Here is a 19,797-nt window from a genome sequence, read left to right as displayed (position 1 = left end):
AGGATTGACACGATGACCACACTTCTCGTTGCAGAACTCGACGCCTCCGGCCTGAAGGACGTCACGGCCCGGGCCCTCACCGCCGCGGCGGCGCTCGGCGCCCCCATCCATGTCCTGGTGGCGGGCGAAGGCGCCGAGGCCGCCGCCGCGCAGGCCGCCAGGCTCGCCGGGGTCGAAAAGGTGCTGCTGGCCGACGCGTCCTATGCCCACCGGCTCGCCGAGCCGACGGCCGCCCTCATCGTCGGCCTCGCTCCGGCCTATGATGCGATCGTCGCCCCGTCCACCGCCGCCTGGAAGAACGTGCTGCCGCGCGTCGCCGCGCTGCTCGACGTCATGCAGATCTCCGACGTCGTCAAGATCGTGTCGGCCGATACGTTCGAACGCCCCATCTATGCCGGCAACGCCGTCCAGACCGTGCAGTCCTCCGACGCCAAGAAGGTGATCACCGTCCGTACCGCCTCCTTCGCCGCGACGGGCGAAGGCGGTGCCGCGCCGGTCGAACCGGTGGCGGCGACGGCCGATCCCGGCATTTCCAGCTTCAAGGGCGAGGCGCTGGCCCGGTCGGACCGGCCGGAACTCGCTTCCGCCAAGATCATCATCTCCGGCGGCCGCGCCATGCAGAACCGGGAGAATTTCACCACCTATATCGAACCGGTCGCCGACAAGCTCGGCGCCGCCATGGGCGCCTCGCGCGCCGCCGTCGATGCCGGCTACGCGCCGAACGACTGGCAGGTCGGCCAGACGGGCAAGGTGGTCGCCCCGGATCTCTACATCGCCGTCGGCATTTCCGGCGCGATCCAGCACCTCGCCGGCATGAAGGACTCCAAGGTGATCGTCGCCATCAACAAGGACGAGGAGGCGCCGATCTTCCAGGTCGCCGATTACGGCCTGGTGGCCGACCTCTTCACCGCCCTGCCGGCGCTGCGGGACGAACTGGCGAAGATCGGCAAATAGCCGGCGACGCGGCAGCGGGCGTCCCCGGCCGCTGCCGCCGCCACGGCGTCTTGTCGATGTGCCGATGCCCCGCGATCCGCCGGCGGGGCCGGCCGGGCGAAGCCGACCAAACGTCTTCCATCTGCCGGATTGCCTCGATAAGATGGATCAGGGACCAGGGAAGTGGAAATGACGGTGGATATCAGGACGCTCGGCATCATCGGCGCCGGACAGATGGGCAGCGGTATCGCGCATGTCGCTGCCCTGGCCGGGCTGGACGTGGTGCTCAACGACGTTTCGCTCGACCGGGTCAACAACGGCCTGGCCACCGTCAACGGCAACCTCAAGCGCCAGGTCGCCAAGGGAACCATCACCCAGGCCCAGAGCGAGGAGACGCTCGCCCGCATCAAGCCGGAGCCGAATGTCGAGGGCATCGGCAATTGCGACCTCGTCATCGAGGCCGCCACCGAGAACGAGCAGGTCAAGGTCAAGATCTACGGCGCCGTCTGTCCCCATCTGAAGCCGGAGGCCATCCTCGCCACCAACACCTCGTCGATCTCGATCACGCGCCTGGCGGCGGCGACCGACCGGCCCGAGCGCTTCATCGGCATCCATTTCATGAATCCCGTGCCGGTGATGCAGCTCGTCGAACTCATTCGCGGCATCGCCACCGGCGACGAGACCTTCGAGGCGGCGCGCAATTTCATCGGCAGGCTCGACCGGCAGATCGCCGTCGCCGAGGATTTTCCCGCCTTCATCGTCAACCGCATCCTGCTGCCGATGATCAACGAGGCGATCTACACGCTCTATGAGGGCGTCGGCACGGTGGAATCGATCGACACCGCGATGCGGCTCGGCGCCAACCATCCGATGGGGCCGCTCCAGCTCGCCGACTTCATCGGCCTCGATACCTGCCTGTCGATCATGCAGGTCCTCCACGAGGGACTGGCCGATTCCAAATATCGCCCCTGCCCGCTTCTGGTGAAATATGTCGAGGCCGGCTGGATCGGCCGCAAGGTGAAGCGCGGCTTCTACGATTACCGCGGCGAAAAGCCGGTCGCCACCCGCTAGGGCAAAATGCGTTCAAGCAGCAGCGGATCACCTATTTAGCGCATTGGTATCAAAAGGATTTTGCAATTCTTGGTGATTCGATCCGAGGGTCGAACACTCTGGCAGCCCGAGAACGGTCCCCGCAGGCCGGCTGCCCGGCAGACCCCTGTCGTCCCCTATCATAATATCGTGATCGCCGGGCGCCCTTTGTCGATCGTGACGGCCGGACCGTGTATGGTTTGCGTAGAGTTCCGGGCCACGTCGCGAGGAGAGCGGTCCGTCGGGTGCGTCATCATGGCCGCGGCCGAGCAGAGCGGCATCGATTTCGTAACCGGATTGTTAACTTCGAATCCCTATGACTGATCGCCTGACTTCGGGTGCTCGGCATTTCTGCGGCGGCAGGAACCGATCATCTGGCGTTGTGGTTAATTTGTTACGCCGCATTACAATCGTGCGGCGATAATATGGCGGAGATACCGCGCCTATCCGGCCCGTGTTATGGTCCGCTCATGATCCCTCTTTGTACCGGCCCACGGCCGACGACGAGCCTCGCATGAAGCAGTTTGTTCATATCGCCCTCGCGGCCGTTTCCGTTTTGGCGCTGACCGCGGCCCTTCCGGCCGTGGCGCAGGATGTTCCCTCCACGGCGAGCATCCCGCTCGCCGCGACGCCGGCCGGCTCGGCGGCAACCGATTCTTCCGCTGCGCCGACCCCGCAGGCCGTGGCGCCTGCGGCCCCGGCGACGGTCGCCGCCGCCCCCACTCCCACCTCGAACGACCTGCCGGTGCCGGCTGCGCCGGCCGCCGCGGTGACGCCGGCCGCCCCGGCGCCCGCTCCCGACGCAGCGGCTCCCGCCGCCGCCGAAGCCCCGGCGCCCGACCAGGCGACGGCTCCGAACGTCGAGGCGACCGCTCCCGCGCCGGATGCGTCGGTGGCCGCACCCGCCCCGGCGGCGGAGGCCTCCGCTCCGGCCGAGGCCGTCAAGCCCGTGGTGCGGAAGAAGAAGGTCGCGGCATCCTATGCGCCGTCGGCCCCGGCCGTGATCGCCCAGACGCCGTGGTCCGGCATCCCGACCTTCGATGCCGGCTCACTCGACCGACTCAACGGCCTCGCCCAATATTACGCGAAGATCGCCCGCAATGGCGGCTTCCCGGCCGCCCCGCCGGTCGGCCTCGGCCCCCGCTCCTCCGGCTCGGCCGTCCTCGCTTTGCGCCAGCGCCTGGTGATCGAGCGGGACCTGCCGGCGGTCGACCGTGAGAATCCGCGCTGGGACGCCGGCCTCACCGCCGCCGTCGACCGTTTCCAGATGCGCTACGGCCTGGCGCCGACCGGCTCCATCAACGACCGCACGCGCGCCGCCATGGCGGTGCCGGTCCAGCAGCGCCTGGAGCAGATCGGCCACAACATGGAGCGGCTCGGCGCCCGCTTCATCAATTTCAGCCAGCGCTATGTCGTGGTGAACATCCCGAGCGCGCAGGTCGAGGCCATCGACGGCGGCCAGGTCGTGCGGCGCTACGTCGCCGTGGCCGGCCGGCCGCAGAACCCTTCGCCGGAAGTCGACGCCACCATCAGCGCCATCAACTTCAACCCGACCTGGACCGTGCCCGCCTCCATCATCAAGAAGGAGATCGGCCCGCATATGCTCAAGGACCCGTCCTACCTCGCCCGTGAGAACATGAAGGTGATGGACGGCTCCGGCCGTGCGATCGACCCGAAGACGATCGACTGGTCGAGCGAGAAGGCCTCCACCTATATCGTCCGCCAGGATTCCGGCCTCGGCAATGCGCTCGGCCAGCTGCGCATCCAGATGCCGAATTCGGAAGCGGTCTATATGCACGACACCCCGTCGAAGAAGCTGTTCGGCGCCACCGACCGCTTCTTCTCGCATGGCTGCGTCCGCGTGCAGGGCGTCAACGACCTCGCCGCCTGGCTGCTCGGCTCCGGCTGGGACGCCAACCGCGTCGCCCAGCAGATCGCCACCGGCGAGCGCAAGGACGAGGCGATTCCGGACCGGGTGCCGGTGCACTGGGTCTACATGACCGCCTATGTCACCCCGGACGGCACGGCCCATTTCCGTCCCGACATCTACAATCTCGATTTCGGGACCCAGTCCCGCGTCGCCGACGCGCAATAGAGCATGCCGGCCGCCGGCTGAATTTCATCCCGGACATGCGAAAGCGTGTCCGGGATTTTTGTTGAGGCAGGCTCTCGCGCTCCCTTCGAAACGGCCGTCGTCCGAAGCTCCGTCATCCCCGGCGAGCGAAGCGAGGGAAGAGGGTCCATGCCGTCGGGCGATGTCCTGGCCATGGATCCCCTTGTATAATCAAAATCTGCCAAAATTGTCTCGCCTTGTAGAGGCGCCGGGCCTGGGGTGGCCACCCCAGGCCCGGCGGCGATCATCGGATCGTGATTCCCGAAGCCCTGGGGCTGTGGGGAAGCTGGATCGTGATCGCCTCTTCCTTCACCCCGTGTGGTTGATCGAACCTCGGGTTCGCGTAGCAAGGTTGGGGAGACGAAGATGGGCAAACTTAGCACAAAGTCCAAAATCAGTCAGGCCAGCACGGTAAAAGCTGGCTCCGTCAAAAAAGGAGGCATCGAACGCTCCGAGCCGGCGGCGGCCGCCCCCGTCAAAGACGCCGGCCGCTCAGCCGGCATCGATGTCGGCAAGGCCAAGCTGGACAGCGCCATTCACAATCAGAGTGGCGTGTGGGCGGATGAAAACGATGCGGCCGGCTGGCAAGCCGTGGTGGAGCGCTTCAAGGCCCAGGGCGTGACACGCGTCGGCATGGAGGCCAGCGGCGGCTATGAGCGGGGCATCGCCCAGGCTCTGCGCCAGGCGGGCTTCGAGGTGATCCTGCATCAGCCTATCCAGATGCGGGCTTTCGCCAAGGCCCGGCTGCAGCGGGCCAAGAATGATCGCATCGACGCGGTTCTGATCGCAGCCTTCACCGCGATTCTGGGCGGGCGAACCCACAAGCCGGATCCCCGCCTGACCGCCTTGTGGGACACGCTGGTGCATCTGGAGCAGATCGAGGCGGACGAGGCGCGCCATAAAACACGCCTCGAGCACTGCAAGGACAAGCGTGTCCGACGCATGATCGAGGCCGACATCCGCCGCTGTCGTCTGCAAAGCGGCGTCGAGGAGCGGCGGCTGCGCGATCACCTCAAGCAATATCCCGATCTCGCCGAGAAATACGAACTGCTGTTCTCCATTCCCGGCATCGGCTCGCGCACGGCAATCACCCTTGTGATCGCCATGCCCGAATTGGGAACCCTCTCACGCGAGCGGATCGCTGCCCTGGCCGGCCTCGCCCCCTTCGATTGCGACAGCGGCGACAGCCACGGCCAACGACGCATTGCCGGCGGCAGGGCCAGAGTCCGCAAAGCTCTCTACGGCGCTGCCGTCCCCGCTGCCCATTTTTGGAACCCGCAACTCAAAGCCGTCTACAAGCGCCTCATCACTGCTGGCAAAACCAAAAAGCAGGCCATGGTCGCATGCGCCAGAAAGCTTCTCATCTACGCAAATACCGTTCTCGCCAGACGCTCGCCCTGGCAAGAAAAAACACCATGAACGATTATGGTTGCTTCCCTCGCCGCTGCGCGGCTCGCCGGGGATGACGGCACCGTTCCCAAACGTCCTCATTCCCCGACCGCCAGCCCGGCCGGGCGGCGGTCGTCGGTGGCGCCGTAGACGAAGCCGGGCCGCATCCTGCCGCCGAAGGTCGAATCGCTGGCGGAGGTGGCCGCGTCCGAGCCGCCGGTCATCGCCGGCAACGCCACCAGCTCGGCGGCGCCCCACGGCGTCTGCTCCACGATGTCGTAGCCCATGCCCTCGAGGATCCGGACGGTGTCCGGCGACAGCGCGAAGGGCTCGGCGAAGATCTTGTCGGGCAGCCATTGGTGATGGATGCGCGGGGCATCCACCGCCTCCTGCGGCTGCATGCCGTAGTCGATCATGTCGAGCGCGGTCTGCAGCGTGATGGTGATGATGCGCGAACCGCCGGGGCTGCCGAGCACGGCGGCGATATGCCCGTCCCGCGTGACGAGCGTCGGCGCCATCGAGGAGAGCGGGCGCTTGCCGGGCGCGATGGCGTTGGCCTCGCCCTGGACCAGCCCGAAGAGATTGGGCACGCCGGTCTTGGTGGTGAAATCGTCCATCTCGTCGTTCAGCACGAAGCCGGTGCCGGGCGCCATCACATTGGCGCCGAACAGGCCGTTGACCGTGTAGGTCACCGAGACGGCGTTGCCTTCGTGGTCGACGATCGAATAATGCGTCGTCTCCGTCTTCTCATGCGGCGCCGTGCCGGGCTGGACCTGCCTCGACGGCGTCGCCCGGTCCGGCAGGATCGTCGCCCGGATCTGCGCCGCATAGTCCTTGCCGAGCAGGCGGCCGAGCGGATTGGTGACGAAGGCGGGATCGCCGAGATAGGTGTTGCGGTCCATATAGGCGTGGCGCATCGCCTCGACCATCACATGCACCGCGGCGGCCGAATGGTAGCCCATCGCCCTGAGATCGTAGCCTTCGAGGATGTTGAGGATCTCGCACAGCGTGGTGCCGCCCGAGGAAGGCGGCGCCGCCGAGGCGAGGACATAGCCGCGATAGCGGCACGTCACCGGCGCGCCTTCGGTCACCGTGTAGTCGGCGAGGTCCTGCGCGGTCACGATGCCGCCATGCGCCTTCATGGCGCTGTCGATCCGGCGGGCGGCCTCGCCCTTGTAGAAGACGTCGGGGCCGCCGTCGGCGATCGCCTGCAGGGTGGCGGCGAGGTCGGTCTGCACCAGCCGGTCGCCGGGCTGGAGCGGCGCGCCGTCGGGGCGGAAGAAGATCCGCGCGGTCTCGGGATCCCGTTTCAGGGCGGGCGCGCCCGCGTCGATGATGTCGGTATCGCTGCGGGCGAGCACGAAGCCCTCCCGCGCCAGCCGGATGGCCGGCGCCATCACCGCGGCCCGCGGCAGAGTGCCGTATTCGCGCAGCGCGGTGTCGAGCCCGAGCACGCTGCCGGGCACCGCCACGGCGCGATAGCCGACGAGGCTCGCGCCCTTCACGAGGTTGCCCTGGCCGTCGAGATACATGTCGCGGCGGGCGGCGGCCGGCGCCTTCTCGCGGAAATTGATGAAGGTGTCGCGGTTGTCCCGGGCAAGATGGATCACCATGAAGCCGCCGCCGCCGATATTGGCGCAGCACGGATTGGTCACCGCCTGGGCATAGCCGACGGCGACCGCCGCATCGATGGCGTTGCCGCCCCGGCGCAGGATGTCGGCGCCGACCTCGGAGGCCAGGTGCTGCGAGGTCACCACCATGCCGTCGGGGGCCTCCACTGCCGGACGCGAAGCGGCGCCGGCTGCGCAAGGCGTGAGAGCGAGCACGAGCGCTGCCAGAAAGAGAACCCGTCTCATGCCGATCCTTCCCCGATGCTCGGCCCATGCCGCCTTGGCCTCCGGTCCCGATGCGCGGAGACAAGAGGCGCAGTTTTGTCATACCCGGGCTTGTCCCGGGTATCCAGACTTCGGCCGGCATGAGGGCCCGCCGAGGCGAGACTCACTCCGCCTTCCCATAGAAGAGGTAGGTGGCGGTGTAGGGAACGCCCACCTTGGTGTCGGCGCGGACAGGCGCCGCCGCCGGCGCGGCACCGCCATGCGTCTTGATCCTCTGCACGAATCCGACGTCTCCGAGGACGCCGGCGGCCGGATCGGCCTTCACCGTGACCAGCAGCCAGGGGATGTCGGCCGCGGCGTCGGGCGCCGGGACGGACCTGACCGGGACGTCCTTGTCGCGAACGACCTTGCTTCCGTCGGAAGCCTCCCAGGACGGGCCGGCATAGTGATGGATCGTCAGCTTGCCATCCTCGCCGGTCAACTCGGCGAGCGGCGCTTCCAGCACCCATTTGGCGGGACCGCCGCCCGCCGCCGTGCTCGTATAGATCTGCACGCCCCGGGCTTCGGCCGCGAACAGCAATTTGCCGCCGGCCGGCCGGATGTCGGGCGGCACCGCATCGCCGGCCATGGCGGCCCCGGCCGCGGCCATGAGCAGGACGAGGGCCGCCACCGCCGAGATGAGCTTTTGTCCGATCATCGATCTTTCCTTTGCCGGGCCTGGCCATGGTCCTGGGAGCGCGGGCGTCTCGCCCGCCCTTTTCTCCGACGGCCTGCCGCCGACAGGAAGAAGCAGGCGAGACGCCCGCGCTCCCGGGGGGGCCTTGACGGTTGGATCTCCGGCCGCGCCTGCGACCCGATGCGGGACGCCTTTCGCCGCAGCATATCCCGTTGAGGACGGCACACAACGCGGTTTCGGACACGTCTTTGCGATCGCCGCCCGTTCCGCCATTCGCAGAACGCCTCAGACGGCCGACATCTTCCACGCCCGGTACCACTGCACGAAGGCGCGGATGCCCTGCGCCAGTTCCGTCGACGGCCGGTATCCGGTCAGCGCCTCCAGCAGTTCGGCGCTCGCAAAGGTCCGGGGCACGTCGCCCTGCTGCATCGGCAGCATCCGGCGGATCGCCTTGCGGCCCATCGCCGTCTCGATCGCCTCGACGAAGTCGAGGAGGCCGACCGGGCGGCCGGCGGCGATGTTGACGACGCGGTGCGGCGCCACGGGGGACAGCGAATCGAGCCCGGCGGGCCCGGCGGGCTCGCCGATGCGGGGGACCTGCGGGACGAGGCGGACGATCGCCTCGACGAGATCGTCGATGAAGGTGAAGTCGCGCTCCATGCGCCCTTCGCCGTAGATCTCGATCGGGCGGCCCTCCTCGATGGCGTCGACGAATTTGAACGTCGCCATGTCCGGCCGCCCCCACGGACCGTACACCGTGAAGAAGCGGAAGCAGGTGACCGGCATCGACCACAGATGGGCATAGGAATGCAGCATGCCCTCGCCGCTCTTCTTGGTCGCGGCATAGAGGGTCAGCGGCTGGTCGGCCCGGTCCGTCTCACGGAACGGGATCGACGCGTTGGCGCCGTAGATCGAGCTCGTCGACGCGAACAGGAAGTGGCGGACCTGCGCCTCGCGCGCCACCTCCATCAGGTTGAACAGGCCGACGAGATTGGAATCGACATAGGCGCGCGGGTTTTCGAGGCTGTAGCGCACCCCCGCCTGCCCGGCGAGATGGATGATGACCTCGGGCGGATCCTCGGCGGCGAGCCGGCCGAGGGCCTCGCGATCCTCCAGCATGAAGATATGCGGCCGGAAGGCGTTGGAGCGTTCGAGGAGGGCATGCCGGGCCCGCTTGAGGCCGGGATCGTAATAGGGCGTGAGACCGTCGATGCCGGTGACGAGATGCCCCTCGCCGAGCAGGCGCCCGGCGAGATGGAAGCCGATGAAGCCGGCGCTGCCGGTAATCCAGATCTTCATGGGAGGGCCTGGCGGGCGCGGGGCCCTGCGTCGATGCGCGCCGGGGAGAAGCAGGCCTTGGCTCGCTGGTTCAATCGGGCGTCTCCATACGCTCTTCGGCCCGGCGCTTTCAAGCGACGGTGGCCGACCAAATCCCATAGCGGTTAAGATTAAGCCAAATTTTGAGCCCCGCCGTTCACAAATCGCCTGCCGGCAACGATCCGTGGCGGCGCAGGGCGGCCCGCCCGCCTACCGGGCGGCCCTGTCGTCGACGGCCACGCTGGCGGCGTCGCTTTCGGAGCGATCGAGCAGCGTGTTCATGGCGATGCGGGCGGCGGCGGCATCGCCGGCGATGATCGGCTCCGCCACGGCCCGGTGCAGCGGCACGATATGAGGCTGGATCCGGCCGGCGCGGGAGACCGTGAAGGAAACCGCGAGCGAGGCTTCGATGGCCGGCGAGAACGCAGCCAGCAGCACGTTGTTGGCGGCTCTCACGATGGCGCGGTGGAAGGCGAGATCGGCGTCGATCGAGGCCTGCACGTCCTCGGCGCTCTCCATGGCGTGGAAGGTCGCCGCCACCTCCGCCCGTTCGGCCGGGCCGGCGCGTTCGGCCGCCAGGGCCGCCGCTTCCGGCTCGATCATGCGGCGCAGCTCGAACAGGTCCTTGACGAAGCTCTTGGTGGCGCCCCCGGAGGTCTGCCAGACGAGGACGTCGACATCGAGCCGGTTCCAGTTCGAATGGGGCTGCACGATGGTGCCGCGCCGCGGCGTGGAGGTGATCAGCCCCTTGCCGGCGAGCAGCTTGATGGCCTCGCGCAGGGAGGCCCTGGAGACGTCGAGTTCCCGGGACAGATCCGCTTCCGTCGGCAGGGCCATGCCGACCGACCATTCGCCCGCGACGATGCGTTGGCCGATCAGGGAGGCAGCACGGCTGTGACGGGTCTGCGTCGGCCCCATGCGAGCACGGCCAGCGCTGCGTGTCATCGAACGTTCCTTCCCTATCCAGGGGTGCGATTCGCAAGGGCGAGGGAAATCCGCCGCCCGGCTCCGACGATCGCGTGATCTTGGCGGATCAGCGGCAGAGCCTCCGCGATCCGCGACTCATCCTCTCCACTGGTATGACAATAGCATGGAGCGACTGCGCAGCCCTCGCAAGCCCGATCGGCCCCGATTAGGGCTTGTCGAATGCTTTATACCCTATTAGGCGATGATCCCGGCCCGGCGGCAGGACAGCGGCCGCCCCGCGCCGGGCATCCCTCGCCTGCAGTGCCGCCGGCGGGGATGCCCATCCCCGAAACGACAGAACACCGCCATGCCCGAACTCAGTTCCTTTCGCCGTATCGTCGTGAAGATCGGCTCCTCGCTGCTGGTCGACCAGGCGAAGGGAAGCCTTCGCCGCGACTGGCTGATGTCGCTCGTCGACGACCTCGCCCGCCATGCCGAGCGCGGGGCGCAGATCATCGTCGTCTCCTCCGGCGCCATCGCGCTCGGCCGCACCATCCTGAAGCTGCCCAAGGGCCCGCTCGCGCTCGAGGCGAGCCAGGCCGCGGCCTCCGTCGGGCAGGTCGCGCTGGCGCAGGCCTGGGCCGAGACGCTGAGCGCGCGCAACCTGACGGCGGCGCAGATCCTCGTCACCCTCGGCGACACCGAGGAACGCCGGCGCTATCTCAATGCGCGGCGCACCATCGACAAGCTGCTCGAAATGAACTGCGTGCCGGTGGTCAACGAGAACGACACCGTCGCCACCACCGAGATCCGCTACGGCGACAATGACCGCCTGGCCGCGCGCGTCGCCACCATGGCGGGCGCCGACTGCCTCGTGCTGCTCTCCGACATCGACGGGCTCTACACCGCGCCGCCCCATCTCGATCCGGCGGCCACGCTCATCCCCGTCGTCCAGCGCATCACCGCGGCCATCGAGAGCATCGCCGGGGATGCCGGCTCGGAGCTCTCGCGCGGCGGCATGCGCACCAAGGTCGAGGCGGCCAAAATCGCCGTGGGCGGCGGCACCACGATGGTGATCGCCTCAGGCAAGGTCGACGCGCCGCTGACGCAGATCGAGAAGGGCGGCCCCTGCACCTGGTTCCTCACCGCGTCCAATCCGGTGACGGCGCGCAAGAAATGGATCGCCGGCCATCTCGAGCCGCGCGGCACGCTGCATGTCGACAGCGGCGCGGCCAAGGCGCTGCGCAACGGCGCGAGCCTGCTGCCGGCCGGCGTGAAGCGCGTCGAGGGCACCTTCTCGCAGGGCGACGCCGTCGTCATCCGCGATCCCTCCGGCGCCGAGATCGGCCGCGGCCTCGTCGCCTACGACATCGGCGACGCCGCGCAGATCACCGGCAAGAAGAGCCGCAGCATCGAGGACATCCTCGGCTGGCATGGCCCCACCGAGATGATCCACCGCGACGACATGGCCCTGTTCAGCCGCTTCGAGGACCTGAGCACGGTGACGCCGGAGTGAGGCGATGATCTCGCATGTCTTCCTCGGCGTCGACGATTTCGCCCGATCCTTCGCCTTCTACGCCGCCGTGATGGACGAACTGGGCTTCACGCTCAAATTCCGCGACGATGCCCGCCCCTGGGCCGGCTGGATCGAGGCCGGCAGAGCGCGGCCGATCGTCCTGATCGGACGCCCCTTCGACGGCGGGCCGGCGACCGCCGGCAACGGCACGATGACGGCGCTGCTGGCGCCGGACCGCGCCGCGGTGGACAGGGCCTATCGGGCAGCCCTTAACCATGGCGGCATTTGCGAGGGTGCGCCGGGCCTTCGTCCGCACTATCATGCGGATTATTACGGCGCCTATTTTCGCGATCCCGACGGCAACAAGCTCTGCGTGTGCTGCCATCGTCCGGCTTCGGCCTGAGCGCCGCTTCCCCCTTCACGGAGAGACCATGCTTCGCCAGGCCCCCGCCGTCCTCGCCCTCCTTCTGCTCGCCGCCTGCACGGTGCAGCCGCCGGTGCCGACCGTGCGCTCGCTCGACCGCAACACCCTCGCCTGCCGCAACCGGGACAGCGTCCAGGCCCTGCACAGTGCCGGGGCCGGCTTCCAGCGGCAGGCCGACGCCGAACTGGCGAGCGGCCGCTGCCGCATGTTTCAGAAGGGCGACCGGATCGAGAGCGGCAGCCGCGACGGCTTCGTCGACCCCGCCAGCAAGCGGCAATACTGGATCTACCACTGGGGCTGACCCCCGGGACCGCAGGCTTCCAGCCTGCTCTTGGAACCTCGACGCTTCAGGAAGATGCAGGCTGGAAGCCTGCGGTCCCCGGGGGGCTCACCCCTTGTTGGCGATGGCCACGCCGAGCGCCGCCACCAGCAGGCCGGCGATCTGCACCGGCGTCAGCGCCTCCCCGAACATCGCCCAGGCCATCAGCGCCGACACGCCGGGCACGAGATAGAGCAGCGAGGCGACCTGCGCCACCGCGCCGCGATGGATCAGGACCATCAGCAGCAGGATGGCGCCGATCGACATGCCGAACACCGACCAGACGAGGCCCGCCCACGCGGCCGGCGCCGCGACGTCGAAATGCCCGCGCTCGGTGAGGGCGATGCCGATCAGCATCGGCGCCAGCGCGCCGGCATATTGGATCGCGGTGTTGGTGGCGAGGTCGGCGCCGCGCCCGCGCCGCTTCTGCCAGATGGTGCCGAAGGTGATGGCGACCATGCCGAAGGTGCAGACGGCGAGCGGCCAGGTGGGGATGCCGCCCTCGCCGGCGGCGCCGAGCTTGGGCAGCAGCGTCAGCCCCGCGCCGAGGGCGCCGACCACGATGCCCGCCGCGCGGCGCGGCGTCACCGTCTCGTCCAGCAGCGGCCTGGCGAGAAGGCCGGTGAGCAGCGGCTGCAGCCCCGCGACCAGGGCCGAAATGCCGGAGGGCAGGCCATGCGCCACCGACCAGAACACGGCACCGAGATAGAGCCCGTGGATCAGCATGCCGGCGACGAAAGCGTCGAGCCAGCCGCGCAGCGTCGCGGGCCAGAGCGCGCCGCGATAGAGCGCGTAGATCGCCAGCAGCAGGCCCGCCGCGCCGAAGCGCAGGCCGAGAAAGGTCAGCGGCTCGGCATGCGGCGCCACCAGCCGCGCCGTGACGAAGCCTGTCGACCACAGCGGCACGAACAGGGCGGCCAGCACCGGCGAGGAAAGGGCCGGACGGGGTGTGGAGTCGACGGCTGACATGAAATCCCCGGCGGAGCGGACATCCCGGCGCATGGCTTGCCATGTCGCCCGCCCGCTCCTGGAAACGCCGGTCCTCTAAGCAAAGATAGGATGCGGACAGGATGTCCGCGCTCCCGCCCCGCGCCGATCCGGCGTGGATGCGGCCTGCCGGCCGCATCCGGTCTTGGTGGCGGTCAGGCCGCCTTCTTCTTGGCGCGCAGCAGCTTGCGGTTCACCAGCGCCTCGGCGATCTGGATCGCGTTGAGCGCGGCGCCCTTGCGCAGATTGTCCGAGACGATCCACATCGCCAGCCCGTTCTCGACCGTGATGTCCTCGCGGATGCGCGAGATATAGGTCGCATCCTCGCCCGAGGCCTCGTAGGGCGTGATGTAGCCGCCCGGCTCGCGCTTGTCGACGACGAGGCAGCCCGGCGCCGAACGCAGGATATCGCGCGCCTCCTCGGCGGTGACCGGCTTCTCGAACTCGATGTTGACGGCCTCCGAATGGCCGATGAACACGGGCACGCGGACGCAGGTCGCCGTCAGCTTGATCTTGGGGTCGAGGATCTTCTTGGTCTCGACCATCATCTTCCACTCTTCCTTCGTATATCCGTCTTCCATGAAGACATCGATATGCGGGATGACGTTGAAGGCGATGCGCTTGGGGAACTTCTTCTCCTCGACCGCGGCGTTGACGTAGATGGCCTTGGTCTGGGCGAACAATTCGTCCATGCCTTCCTTGCCCGCGCCGGACACCGACTGATAGGTCGAGACGACGACGCGCTTGATGCCGAAGCGATCATGCAGCGGCTTCAGCGCCACGACGAGCTGCGCCGTGGAGCAGTTGGGATTGGCGATGATGTTCTTCTTGGTGAAGCCGGCGACGGCGTCGGCATTCACTTCCGGAACGATCAGCGGCACGTCGGAATCGTAGCGCCAGGCCGAGGAATTGTCGATGACGACACAACCCTGCGCGCCGATCTTCGGCGACCATTCCCGGGAGATGTCGCCGCCCGCCGACATCAGCGCGATGTCGGTGTCGGAGAAGTCGTAATTGTCGAGGACCTTGGTTTTCAGCGTTTTGTCGCCATACGAAACGTCCGTGCCCAGGCTGCGGCGCGAGGCCAGAGCAACCACTTCATCGGCGGGGAAGGCCCGCTCGGCCAGGATGTTCAGCATTTCGCGGCCCACATTGCCTGTGGCGCCCACGACGGCGACCTTGTAACCCACTGTTTTCGTCCTTCTCCTCGATAAGCCTGTCCCCCTCGGGAGACGGCGGGCTGGCATATCACCCGCACGCCACGCTGGCAATCAAAGCCTGCGCCGGGCGGCCGGCCGCGCCAAGCGGAGCAGGATGGCGCCGGCGACGGCGGAGAGCACCGAGCCCAGCAGCACGCCGATCTTGGTCTCGTCGAGCAGCAGCGGCGTGTCGGCATAAGCCAGGCCGCCGATGAACAGGCTCATGGTGAAGCCGATGCCGCAGAGCAGCGCCACGCCATAGAGCTGGACCCAGCTCGCCCGATGCGGCAGCTCCGCCCATCCGGCGCGGATCGCCAGCGCGGCGAAAGCGAACACGCCCGCCTGCTTGCCGGCGAACAGGCCGAGCGCCACGCCGAGCGTGACGGGGTCGGCCAGGCGGGCGGGCGAGAGGCCGGCCAGGGAAACCCCGGCATTGGCGAAGCCGAACACCGGGACGATCAGGAAGGTCACCCAGGGATGCAGGCCGTGTTCGAGGCGGTGCAGCGGCGACTTCTCCCCGCCCGCCGCGCCGCGCAGCGGAATGGCGAAGGCGAGCGCCACGCCGGCGAGCGTGGCGTGGATGCCCGACATCAGCGTCAGCACCCACAGCACCGCGCCGAGGGCGAGATAGGCGGGCAGGAAAACGACGCCGAACCGGTTCATGGCGGCGAGCGCCAGCAGCACCACGCCGACGCCCGCCAGCGCGAGCCCGTCGAGCCCGGCCGTATAGAACAGCGCGATGATCAGCACGGCGCCGAGATCGTCGATGATGGCGAGCGCGGTGAGGAACACCTTGAGCGAGGCCGGCGCGTAGGAGCCGAGCAAAGCGAGCACGCCGAGGGCGAAGGCGATGTCGGTGGCCGAGGGAATGGCCCAGCCGCGCAGCGTCTCGGGCTGGTGCCAGTTCACCGCGACGAAGACCAGCGCCGGCACCACCATGCCGCCGAGCGCGGCGACGCCCGGCAGGGCCCGGCGCGGCCAGTTCGACAGCTGGCCCTTCAGCACCTCGCGCTTGATCTCCAGGCCGACCAGCAGGAAGAACAGGGCCATCAGCCCGTCATTGATCCAGTGCAGGAGGCTGAGGCCGCCGATATGAAGATGGAGCAGATCGAAATAGGCCCCGCTCAGCGGCGAGTTGGCGACGGCGAGCGCCAACGCCGCCACCGCCATGAGGATCACGCCGCCTGCCGCTTCCGTAGCCAGGAACGTCCGGATGAAGGAGGGCGGGCGGGGAGAAACCATGCGGCATGGGTGCCAAGAAAACGCGCCGGAGGCAAGGCTCTTCCCGGGCGCTCTTCGGAAGAAGGACGCGATGGGAGGGTCGATCACCGATCGACCTCTTCCCTTCCGGCACGCCCGGCGTTTCCAGGAAGGTCGATCGGTGATCGACCCTCCAACCCGCCCGGCCGGGCGGAAGATCCTACGCCGCCTGTTCCAGCGCCTTCAGCACGGCGGAGCCCATCTCGCTGGTCGAGACGGCGTTCTGGCCGGCGGAGGCGATGTCCTTGGTGCGCAGGCCCTCGTCCAGCGCGGCGGCGATCGCCGCGTCGAGGCGGTCGGCCGCCTCGGCGAGGCCGAAGGAATAGCGCAGCGCCATGCCGAAGGAGGCGAGCGTCGCGATCGGGTTGGCCAGGCCGCGGCCGGCGATGTCCGGCGCCGAGCCGTGCACCGGCTCATACATCGCCTTGCGCTTGCCGGTCGTCGGATCGGTCGCGCCGAGCGAGGCGGAAGGCAGCATGCCGAGCGAGCCCGTCAGCATCGCCGCGACGTCCGAGAGCATGTCGCCGAACAGGTTGTCGCAGACGATGACGTCGAACTGCTTGGGCGTGCGCACCAGCTGCATGCCGCAATTGTCGGCCAGGATATGCTCGAGCTTCACCTCGGGATATTCGGCCTTGTGCACGGCGGTGACGACCTGCTTCCACAGCACGCCGGACTTCATGACGTTGTGCTTTTCCGAGGAGTGCACCAGATTGCCGCGCACCTTGGCGAGGTCGAAGGCGACGCGGGCGATGCGCTCGATCTCGTGGGTGGTGTAGACCTGGGTGTCGACGGCGCGCTTCTCGCCGTTCTCCAGTGTGACGATCTCCTTCGGCTCGCCGAAATAGACCCCGCCGGTGAGCTCTCGCACGATCATGATGTCGAGGCCTTCGACCAGCTCGCGCTTCAGCGAGGAGGCGTCGGCGAGCGCCGGATAGCAGACGGCCGGCCGCAGATTGGCGAACAGGCCGAGATCCTTGCGCAGGCGCAGCAGGCCGGCTTCGGGACGCGCCGCATAGGGCACGTCGGCCCATTTCGGCCCGCCGACCGCGCCGAACATCACCGCATCGGCGGCCTGGGCGAGGCCCATCGCCGCGTCGGAGATCGCCTTGCCGTGGGCGTCGTAGGCGGCGCCGCCGACGAGATCCTCTTCCGTCTCGAAGGCGGTGAGGCCGGTCTTGTTGAGGAAGGCGATCAGGCGCTTCACCTCCGCCATCACTTCGACGCCGATACCGTCGCCAGGGAGAAGGAGAAGCTTTTGCGTGGCCATGATCATCACCTCGGATTGGACTTGCGCGTGATTAGACGAGCGGGCGGGAGGGCGCAAGGTTTGCCGGAGCGCGGACATCCCGGGAGCGCGGGCGTCCCGCCCGCTCTTGGAAACAGCATCGGTGCCGAAAGCGGCGGACCACTATCACCCACCTTCATCCGTATCGTGAGCGGAAGCGGAAGGAAGAGGCGGGCGGGACGCCCGCGCTCCCAGGACGTTGCGCTCCCGGGAGGAAACCTTGACAGACTCGGCGTCCTCCCCGACCTAACCCCCATGGCAAATCCGGGCGAGGTCGTCGAAATCATGCTGCCGGTGGCGCTGGAGCGCACCTACAGCTACCGCGTCCCGTTCGGCAATGTGCTGATGCCCGGCGACGTCGTGCGCGTCACCCTCGGCCCGCGCGAGACGGTCGGCGTCGTCTGGGACGGCGACGGCGTGCTGCCGGCCTCCTCCAACCGGCTCAAATATGTCGAGGAGCGGCTCGCCGTGCCGCCTCTGCGCGAGGACATGCGCCGCTTCATCGAATGGGTGTCGAACTGGACGCTGACGCCGCGCGGCATGGTGATGCGCATGGCGCTGCGGGCGCCCGAACTGCCGCCGGAAAAACCGCGCCTCGGCTACCGGCTGGGCGGCAGCGAGCCCGAACGCCTGACGCCGGCCCGCCGGCGCGTGCTCGGCCATCTGGCGGACGGCTTCGTCCATGAGAAGAAGGCCCTCATCGAGGCGACCGGCGTCTCGCCCGGCGTGATCGACGGCCTGGTCGATGCGGGCGCCGTGACGCCGGTGGCCCTGCCGCCCGAGCCGGCCGCCCGCATGCCCGACCTCGACTTCGCCGCCGCCAGCCTCAGCGAGGCCCAGGCCCGCGCCGCGGCCGACCTGACGCAGAAGGTCGCCGCCCGGCGCTTCGCCGCCACCCTGCTCGAAGGCGTCACCGGCTCCGGCAAGACGGAGGTCTATTTCGAGGCGGTGGCCGAGGCGGTGCGCCAGGGCGGGCAGGCGCTGATCATGCTGCCGGAGATCGCGCTCACCAACCAGTTCCTCGACCGTTTCGCCGCCCGCTTCGGCGTCCGGCCCGCCGAATGGCATTCGGGCGTCGCCGCCAACAAGCGGGCCCGGCTGTGGCACGGCATCGCCAAGGGCGAGGTCGCGGTGGTCGCGGGCGCCCGCTCGGCGCTGTTCCTGCCCTTCGCGGACCTGCGCCTCGTCGTCGTCGACGAGGAGCACGACAGCGCCTACAAGCAGGAGGACGGGCCGCGCTACCATGCCCGCGACATGGCGGTGGTGCGCGCCCGTCTCGTCGATGCCGCCGTCGTGCTGGCCTCCGCGACGCCCTCCATCGAAAGCCGGGTCAATGCCGACCGCGGCCGCTACGACCACCTCATCCTGCCGGAACGCTTCGGCGGCCGCAGCCTGCCTGCGATCGCCGCCATCGACATGCGCAGCGGCGGGCCGGAGCGCGGCCGGTTCATCGCCCCCCGCCTCGCCGAGGCCGTGCGTGAGACGATCGCCGCCGGCGACCAGGCCCTGCTCTTCCTCAACCGGCGCGGCTATGCCCCGCTGACGCTGTGCCGCAAATGCGGCCACCGCTTCCAGTGCCCGCATTGCACCGCCTGGCTGGTGGAGCACCGTTTCCGCAAGAGCCTGGTCTGCCACCATTGCGGCCATACCGCACCGGTGCCGCGCCAGTGCCCCAGCTGCGAGGCGGAGGACACGCTCACCCCCTGCGGGCCGGGCGTCGAGCGCATCGCCGAGGAAGTGGCGGGCCTGTTTCCGCAGGCCCATACCGTCATCCTGTCGAGCGACCTGTTCGCGAGCACCGAAAAGCTGAAGCAGGAGCTGGAGACCGTGGCGCGGGGCGATGCGAACCTCGTCATCGGCACGCAGCTGGTGGCGAAGGGCCATAATTTTCCGCACCTGACCCTGGTCGGCGTCATCGACGCCGATCTCGGGCTCGGCACCGGCGATCCGCGCGCCGCCGAGCGCACCTTCCAGCTGCTCGGGCAGGTCACCGGCCGGGCCGGGCGGGGCGACAAGCCGGGCCGCGCCTTGCTGCAGAGCTACGATCCCGGCCATCCGGTGATGCAGGCCCTGATCTCCGGCGACAAGGAGAGCTTCTATGCCCGCGAGATCGCCATCCGCGCGCAGGCCGGCCTGCCGCCCTATGGCCGCATGGCCTCGCTGACCATCCTCGACGAGGACCGCGCCAAGGCCGAGACCTTCGCCCGCCTGCTGGCCAAGGCCGCCCCTTTCGACGCGGCGCTGCGCGTGCTCGGCCCGGCCGAGGCGCCGATCGCGGTGATCCGCGGGCGCCACCGCATGCGCCTCATCCTGCAGGCGCCGCGCGACTTCGCCCTGCAGGACTATATCCGCGCCTGGCTCGCCGCCGCGCCCAAGCCGACCGGGCAGTTGGCGCTCGAGATCGACATCGATCCCATGAACTTCGCCTGACGGACCTCACGTGACGGACTTGACCGTCCGGCAGGGCCGATGCGGCGACGAATTGTTCATATCTTTCCGCCTAGGGTCCGCACCGCAATGACCCGGAACCCGCCATGACGACGGAC

The 19,797-nt window shown here is 68.6% G+C and carries 16 protein-coding genes; 8 read left to right on the top strand and 8 right to left on the bottom strand.

The window, feature by feature from the left end:
• The first annotated feature begins 12 nt into the window (after positions 1-12).
• From J3R73_RS31150 to J3R73_RS31135, 4 genes are all read left to right on the top strand, one after another.
• A complete protein-coding gene (locus J3R73_RS31150; RefSeq protein ID WP_307436773.1) occupies positions 13-954 on the top strand; it encodes an electron transfer flavoprotein subunit alpha/FixB family protein in 942 nt (313 codons plus the stop codon).
• A 168-nt stretch (positions 955-1,122) separates the two neighbouring features.
• Complete coding sequence (locus tag J3R73_RS31145; protein ID WP_307436768.1) at positions 1,123-2,004, top strand: 3-hydroxybutyryl-CoA dehydrogenase; 882 nt, start codon at positions 1,123-1,125, stop codon at positions 2,002-2,004.
• Positions 2,005-2,536: 532 nt separating this feature from the next.
• A complete protein-coding gene (locus J3R73_RS31140; protein ID WP_307436765.1) occupies positions 2,537-4,117 on the top strand; it encodes a L,D-transpeptidase family protein in 1,581 nt (526 codons plus the stop codon).
• 384 nt (positions 4,118-4,501) lie between these two features.
• Complete coding sequence (locus J3R73_RS31135) at positions 4,502-5,554, top strand: IS110 family RNA-guided transposase (RefSeq protein WP_307430101.1); 1,053 nt, start codon at positions 4,502-4,504, stop codon at positions 5,552-5,554.
• 68 nt (positions 5,555-5,622) lie between these two features.
• On the opposite strand, the gene ggt is transcribed toward J3R73_RS31135, so the two are convergent.
• From ggt to J3R73_RS31115, 4 genes are all read right to left on the bottom strand, one after another.
• A complete protein-coding gene (gene ggt / locus J3R73_RS31130) occupies positions 5,623-7,380 on the bottom strand; it encodes a gamma-glutamyltransferase (protein WP_307436761.1) in 1,758 nt (585 codons plus the stop codon).
• A gap of 142 nt (positions 7,381-7,522) precedes the next feature.
• The gene (locus J3R73_RS31125) at positions 7,523-8,056 is read right to left on the bottom strand and encodes a DUF3455 domain-containing protein (RefSeq protein WP_307436759.1); all 534 of its coding nucleotides are present in this window, start codon (positions 8,054-8,056) and stop codon (positions 7,523-7,525) included.
• A 264-nt stretch (positions 8,057-8,320) separates the two neighbouring features.
• Positions 8,321-9,334 carry an NAD-dependent epimerase/dehydratase family protein gene (locus J3R73_RS31120; RefSeq protein ID WP_307436757.1) on the bottom strand — a complete coding sequence of 338 codons (1,014 nt, stop codon included), beginning with the start codon at positions 9,332-9,334 and terminating at the stop codon, positions 8,321-8,323.
• Positions 9,335-9,562: 228 nt separating this feature from the next.
• Positions 9,563-10,297, bottom strand: coding sequence for a FadR/GntR family transcriptional regulator (locus J3R73_RS31115; protein ID WP_307436754.1), 735 nt, complete (start codon positions 10,295-10,297; stop codon positions 9,563-9,565).
• A 328-nt stretch (positions 10,298-10,625) separates the two neighbouring features.
• Here J3R73_RS31115 and proB point away from each other — a divergent pair, with 328 nt between their 5' ends.
• The 3 genes from proB to J3R73_RS31100 are packed head-to-tail and all read left to right on the top strand — an operon-like array spanning position 10,626 to position 12,499.
• Positions 10,626-11,774: a glutamate 5-kinase gene (gene proB / locus J3R73_RS31110; RefSeq protein ID WP_307436750.1), complete on the top strand. Its 1,149-nt coding sequence runs from the start codon at positions 10,626-10,628 to the stop codon at positions 11,772-11,774.
• Between the two features lie 4 nt (positions 11,775-11,778).
• Positions 11,779-12,177, top strand: a complete 399-nt coding sequence (locus tag J3R73_RS31105) for a VOC family protein (protein WP_307436747.1) — start codon at positions 11,779-11,781, stop codon at positions 12,175-12,177.
• 28 nt (positions 12,178-12,205) lie between these two features.
• A complete protein-coding gene (locus tag J3R73_RS31100; RefSeq protein ID WP_307436744.1) occupies positions 12,206-12,499 on the top strand; it encodes a hypothetical protein in 294 nt (97 codons plus the stop codon).
• An 87-nt stretch (positions 12,500-12,586) separates the two neighbouring features.
• On the opposite strand, the gene J3R73_RS31095 is transcribed toward J3R73_RS31100, so the two are convergent.
• The 4 genes from J3R73_RS31095 to leuB form a co-directional block, all read right to left on the bottom strand.
• The gene (locus J3R73_RS31095; protein ID WP_307436741.1) at positions 12,587-13,486 is read right to left on the bottom strand and encodes a DMT family transporter; all 900 of its coding nucleotides are present in this window, start codon (positions 13,484-13,486) and stop codon (positions 12,587-12,589) included.
• Positions 13,487-13,659: 173 nt separating this feature from the next.
• Positions 13,660-14,694: an aspartate-semialdehyde dehydrogenase gene (locus tag J3R73_RS31090; protein WP_307436738.1), complete on the bottom strand. Its 1,035-nt coding sequence runs from the start codon at positions 14,692-14,694 to the stop codon at positions 13,660-13,662.
• Between the two features lie 81 nt (positions 14,695-14,775).
• Complete coding sequence (nhaA, locus tag J3R73_RS31085) at positions 14,776-15,945, bottom strand: Na+/H+ antiporter NhaA (RefSeq protein ID WP_307436735.1); 1,170 nt, start codon at positions 15,943-15,945, stop codon at positions 14,776-14,778.
• 178 nt (positions 15,946-16,123) lie between these two features.
• Positions 16,124-17,233 (bottom strand): 3-isopropylmalate dehydrogenase, encoded by a 1,110-nt coding sequence (leuB, locus tag J3R73_RS31080; RefSeq protein ID WP_307436731.1) that lies wholly within the window; start codon positions 17,231-17,233, stop codon positions 16,124-16,126.
• Between the two features lie 273 nt (positions 17,234-17,506).
• Here leuB and J3R73_RS31075 point away from each other — a divergent pair, with 273 nt between their 5' ends.
• The gene (locus J3R73_RS31075; protein ID WP_307436728.1) at positions 17,507-19,681 is read left to right on the top strand and encodes a primosomal protein N'; all 2,175 of its coding nucleotides are present in this window, start codon (positions 17,507-17,509) and stop codon (positions 19,679-19,681) included.
• Positions 19,682-19,797 lie beyond the last annotated feature (116 nt).

Origin of the sequence: Labrys monachus, from assembly GCF_030814655.1 — a bacterium.
In the GTDB taxonomy this organism is placed as follows: Bacteria; Pseudomonadota; Alphaproteobacteria; order Rhizobiales; family Labraceae; genus Labrys; species Labrys monacha.
The sequence above is the reverse complement of the archived record's forward strand: the minus strand, read 5'-3'. Positions and strand labels throughout refer to the sequence as shown.

Excerpts from the sequence above, each read along its gene's own strand:
- J3R73_RS31120 (WP_307436757.1), bottom strand. The coding sequence starts at position 9,334 with ATGAAGATCTGGATTACCGGCAGCGCCGGCTTCATCGGCTTCCATCTC.
- leuB (WP_307436731.1), bottom strand. The coding sequence starts at position 17,233 with ATGGCCACGCAAAAGCTTCTCCTTCTCCCTGGCGACGGTATCGGCGTC.
- nhaA (WP_307436735.1), bottom strand. The coding sequence starts at position 15,945 with ATGGTTTCTCCCCGCCCGCCCTCCTTCATCCGGACGTTCCTGGCTACG.
- ggt (WP_307436761.1), bottom strand. The coding sequence starts at position 7,380 with ATGAGACGGGTTCTCTTTCTGGCAGCGCTCGTGCTCGCTCTCACGCCT.
- J3R73_RS31125 (WP_307436759.1), bottom strand. The coding sequence starts at position 8,056 with ATGATCGGACAAAAGCTCATCTCGGCGGTGGCGGCCCTCGTCCTGCTC.
- J3R73_RS31135 (WP_307430101.1), top strand. The coding sequence starts at position 4,502 with ATGGGCAAACTTAGCACAAAGTCCAAAATCAGTCAGGCCAGCACGGTA.
- J3R73_RS31140 (WP_307436765.1), top strand. The coding sequence starts at position 2,537 with ATGAAGCAGTTTGTTCATATCGCCCTCGCGGCCGTTTCCGTTTTGGCG.
- J3R73_RS31150 (WP_307436773.1), top strand. The coding sequence starts at position 13 with ATGACCACACTTCTCGTTGCAGAACTCGACGCCTCCGGCCTGAAGGAC.
- J3R73_RS31105 (WP_307436747.1), top strand. The coding sequence starts at position 11,779 with ATGATCTCGCATGTCTTCCTCGGCGTCGACGATTTCGCCCGATCCTTC.
- J3R73_RS31115 (WP_307436754.1), bottom strand. The coding sequence starts at position 10,297 with ATGACACGCAGCGCTGGCCGTGCTCGCATGGGGCCGACGCAGACCCGT.
- J3R73_RS31095 (WP_307436741.1), bottom strand. The coding sequence starts at position 13,486 with ATGTCAGCCGTCGACTCCACACCCCGTCCGGCCCTTTCCTCGCCGGTG.
- J3R73_RS31075 (WP_307436728.1), top strand. The coding sequence starts at position 17,507 with ATGGCAAATCCGGGCGAGGTCGTCGAAATCATGCTGCCGGTGGCGCTG.
- J3R73_RS31145 (WP_307436768.1), top strand. The coding sequence starts at position 1,123 with ATGACGGTGGATATCAGGACGCTCGGCATCATCGGCGCCGGACAGATG.
- proB (WP_307436750.1), top strand. The coding sequence starts at position 10,626 with ATGCCCGAACTCAGTTCCTTTCGCCGTATCGTCGTGAAGATCGGCTCC.
- J3R73_RS31100 (WP_307436744.1), top strand. The coding sequence starts at position 12,206 with ATGCTTCGCCAGGCCCCCGCCGTCCTCGCCCTCCTTCTGCTCGCCGCC.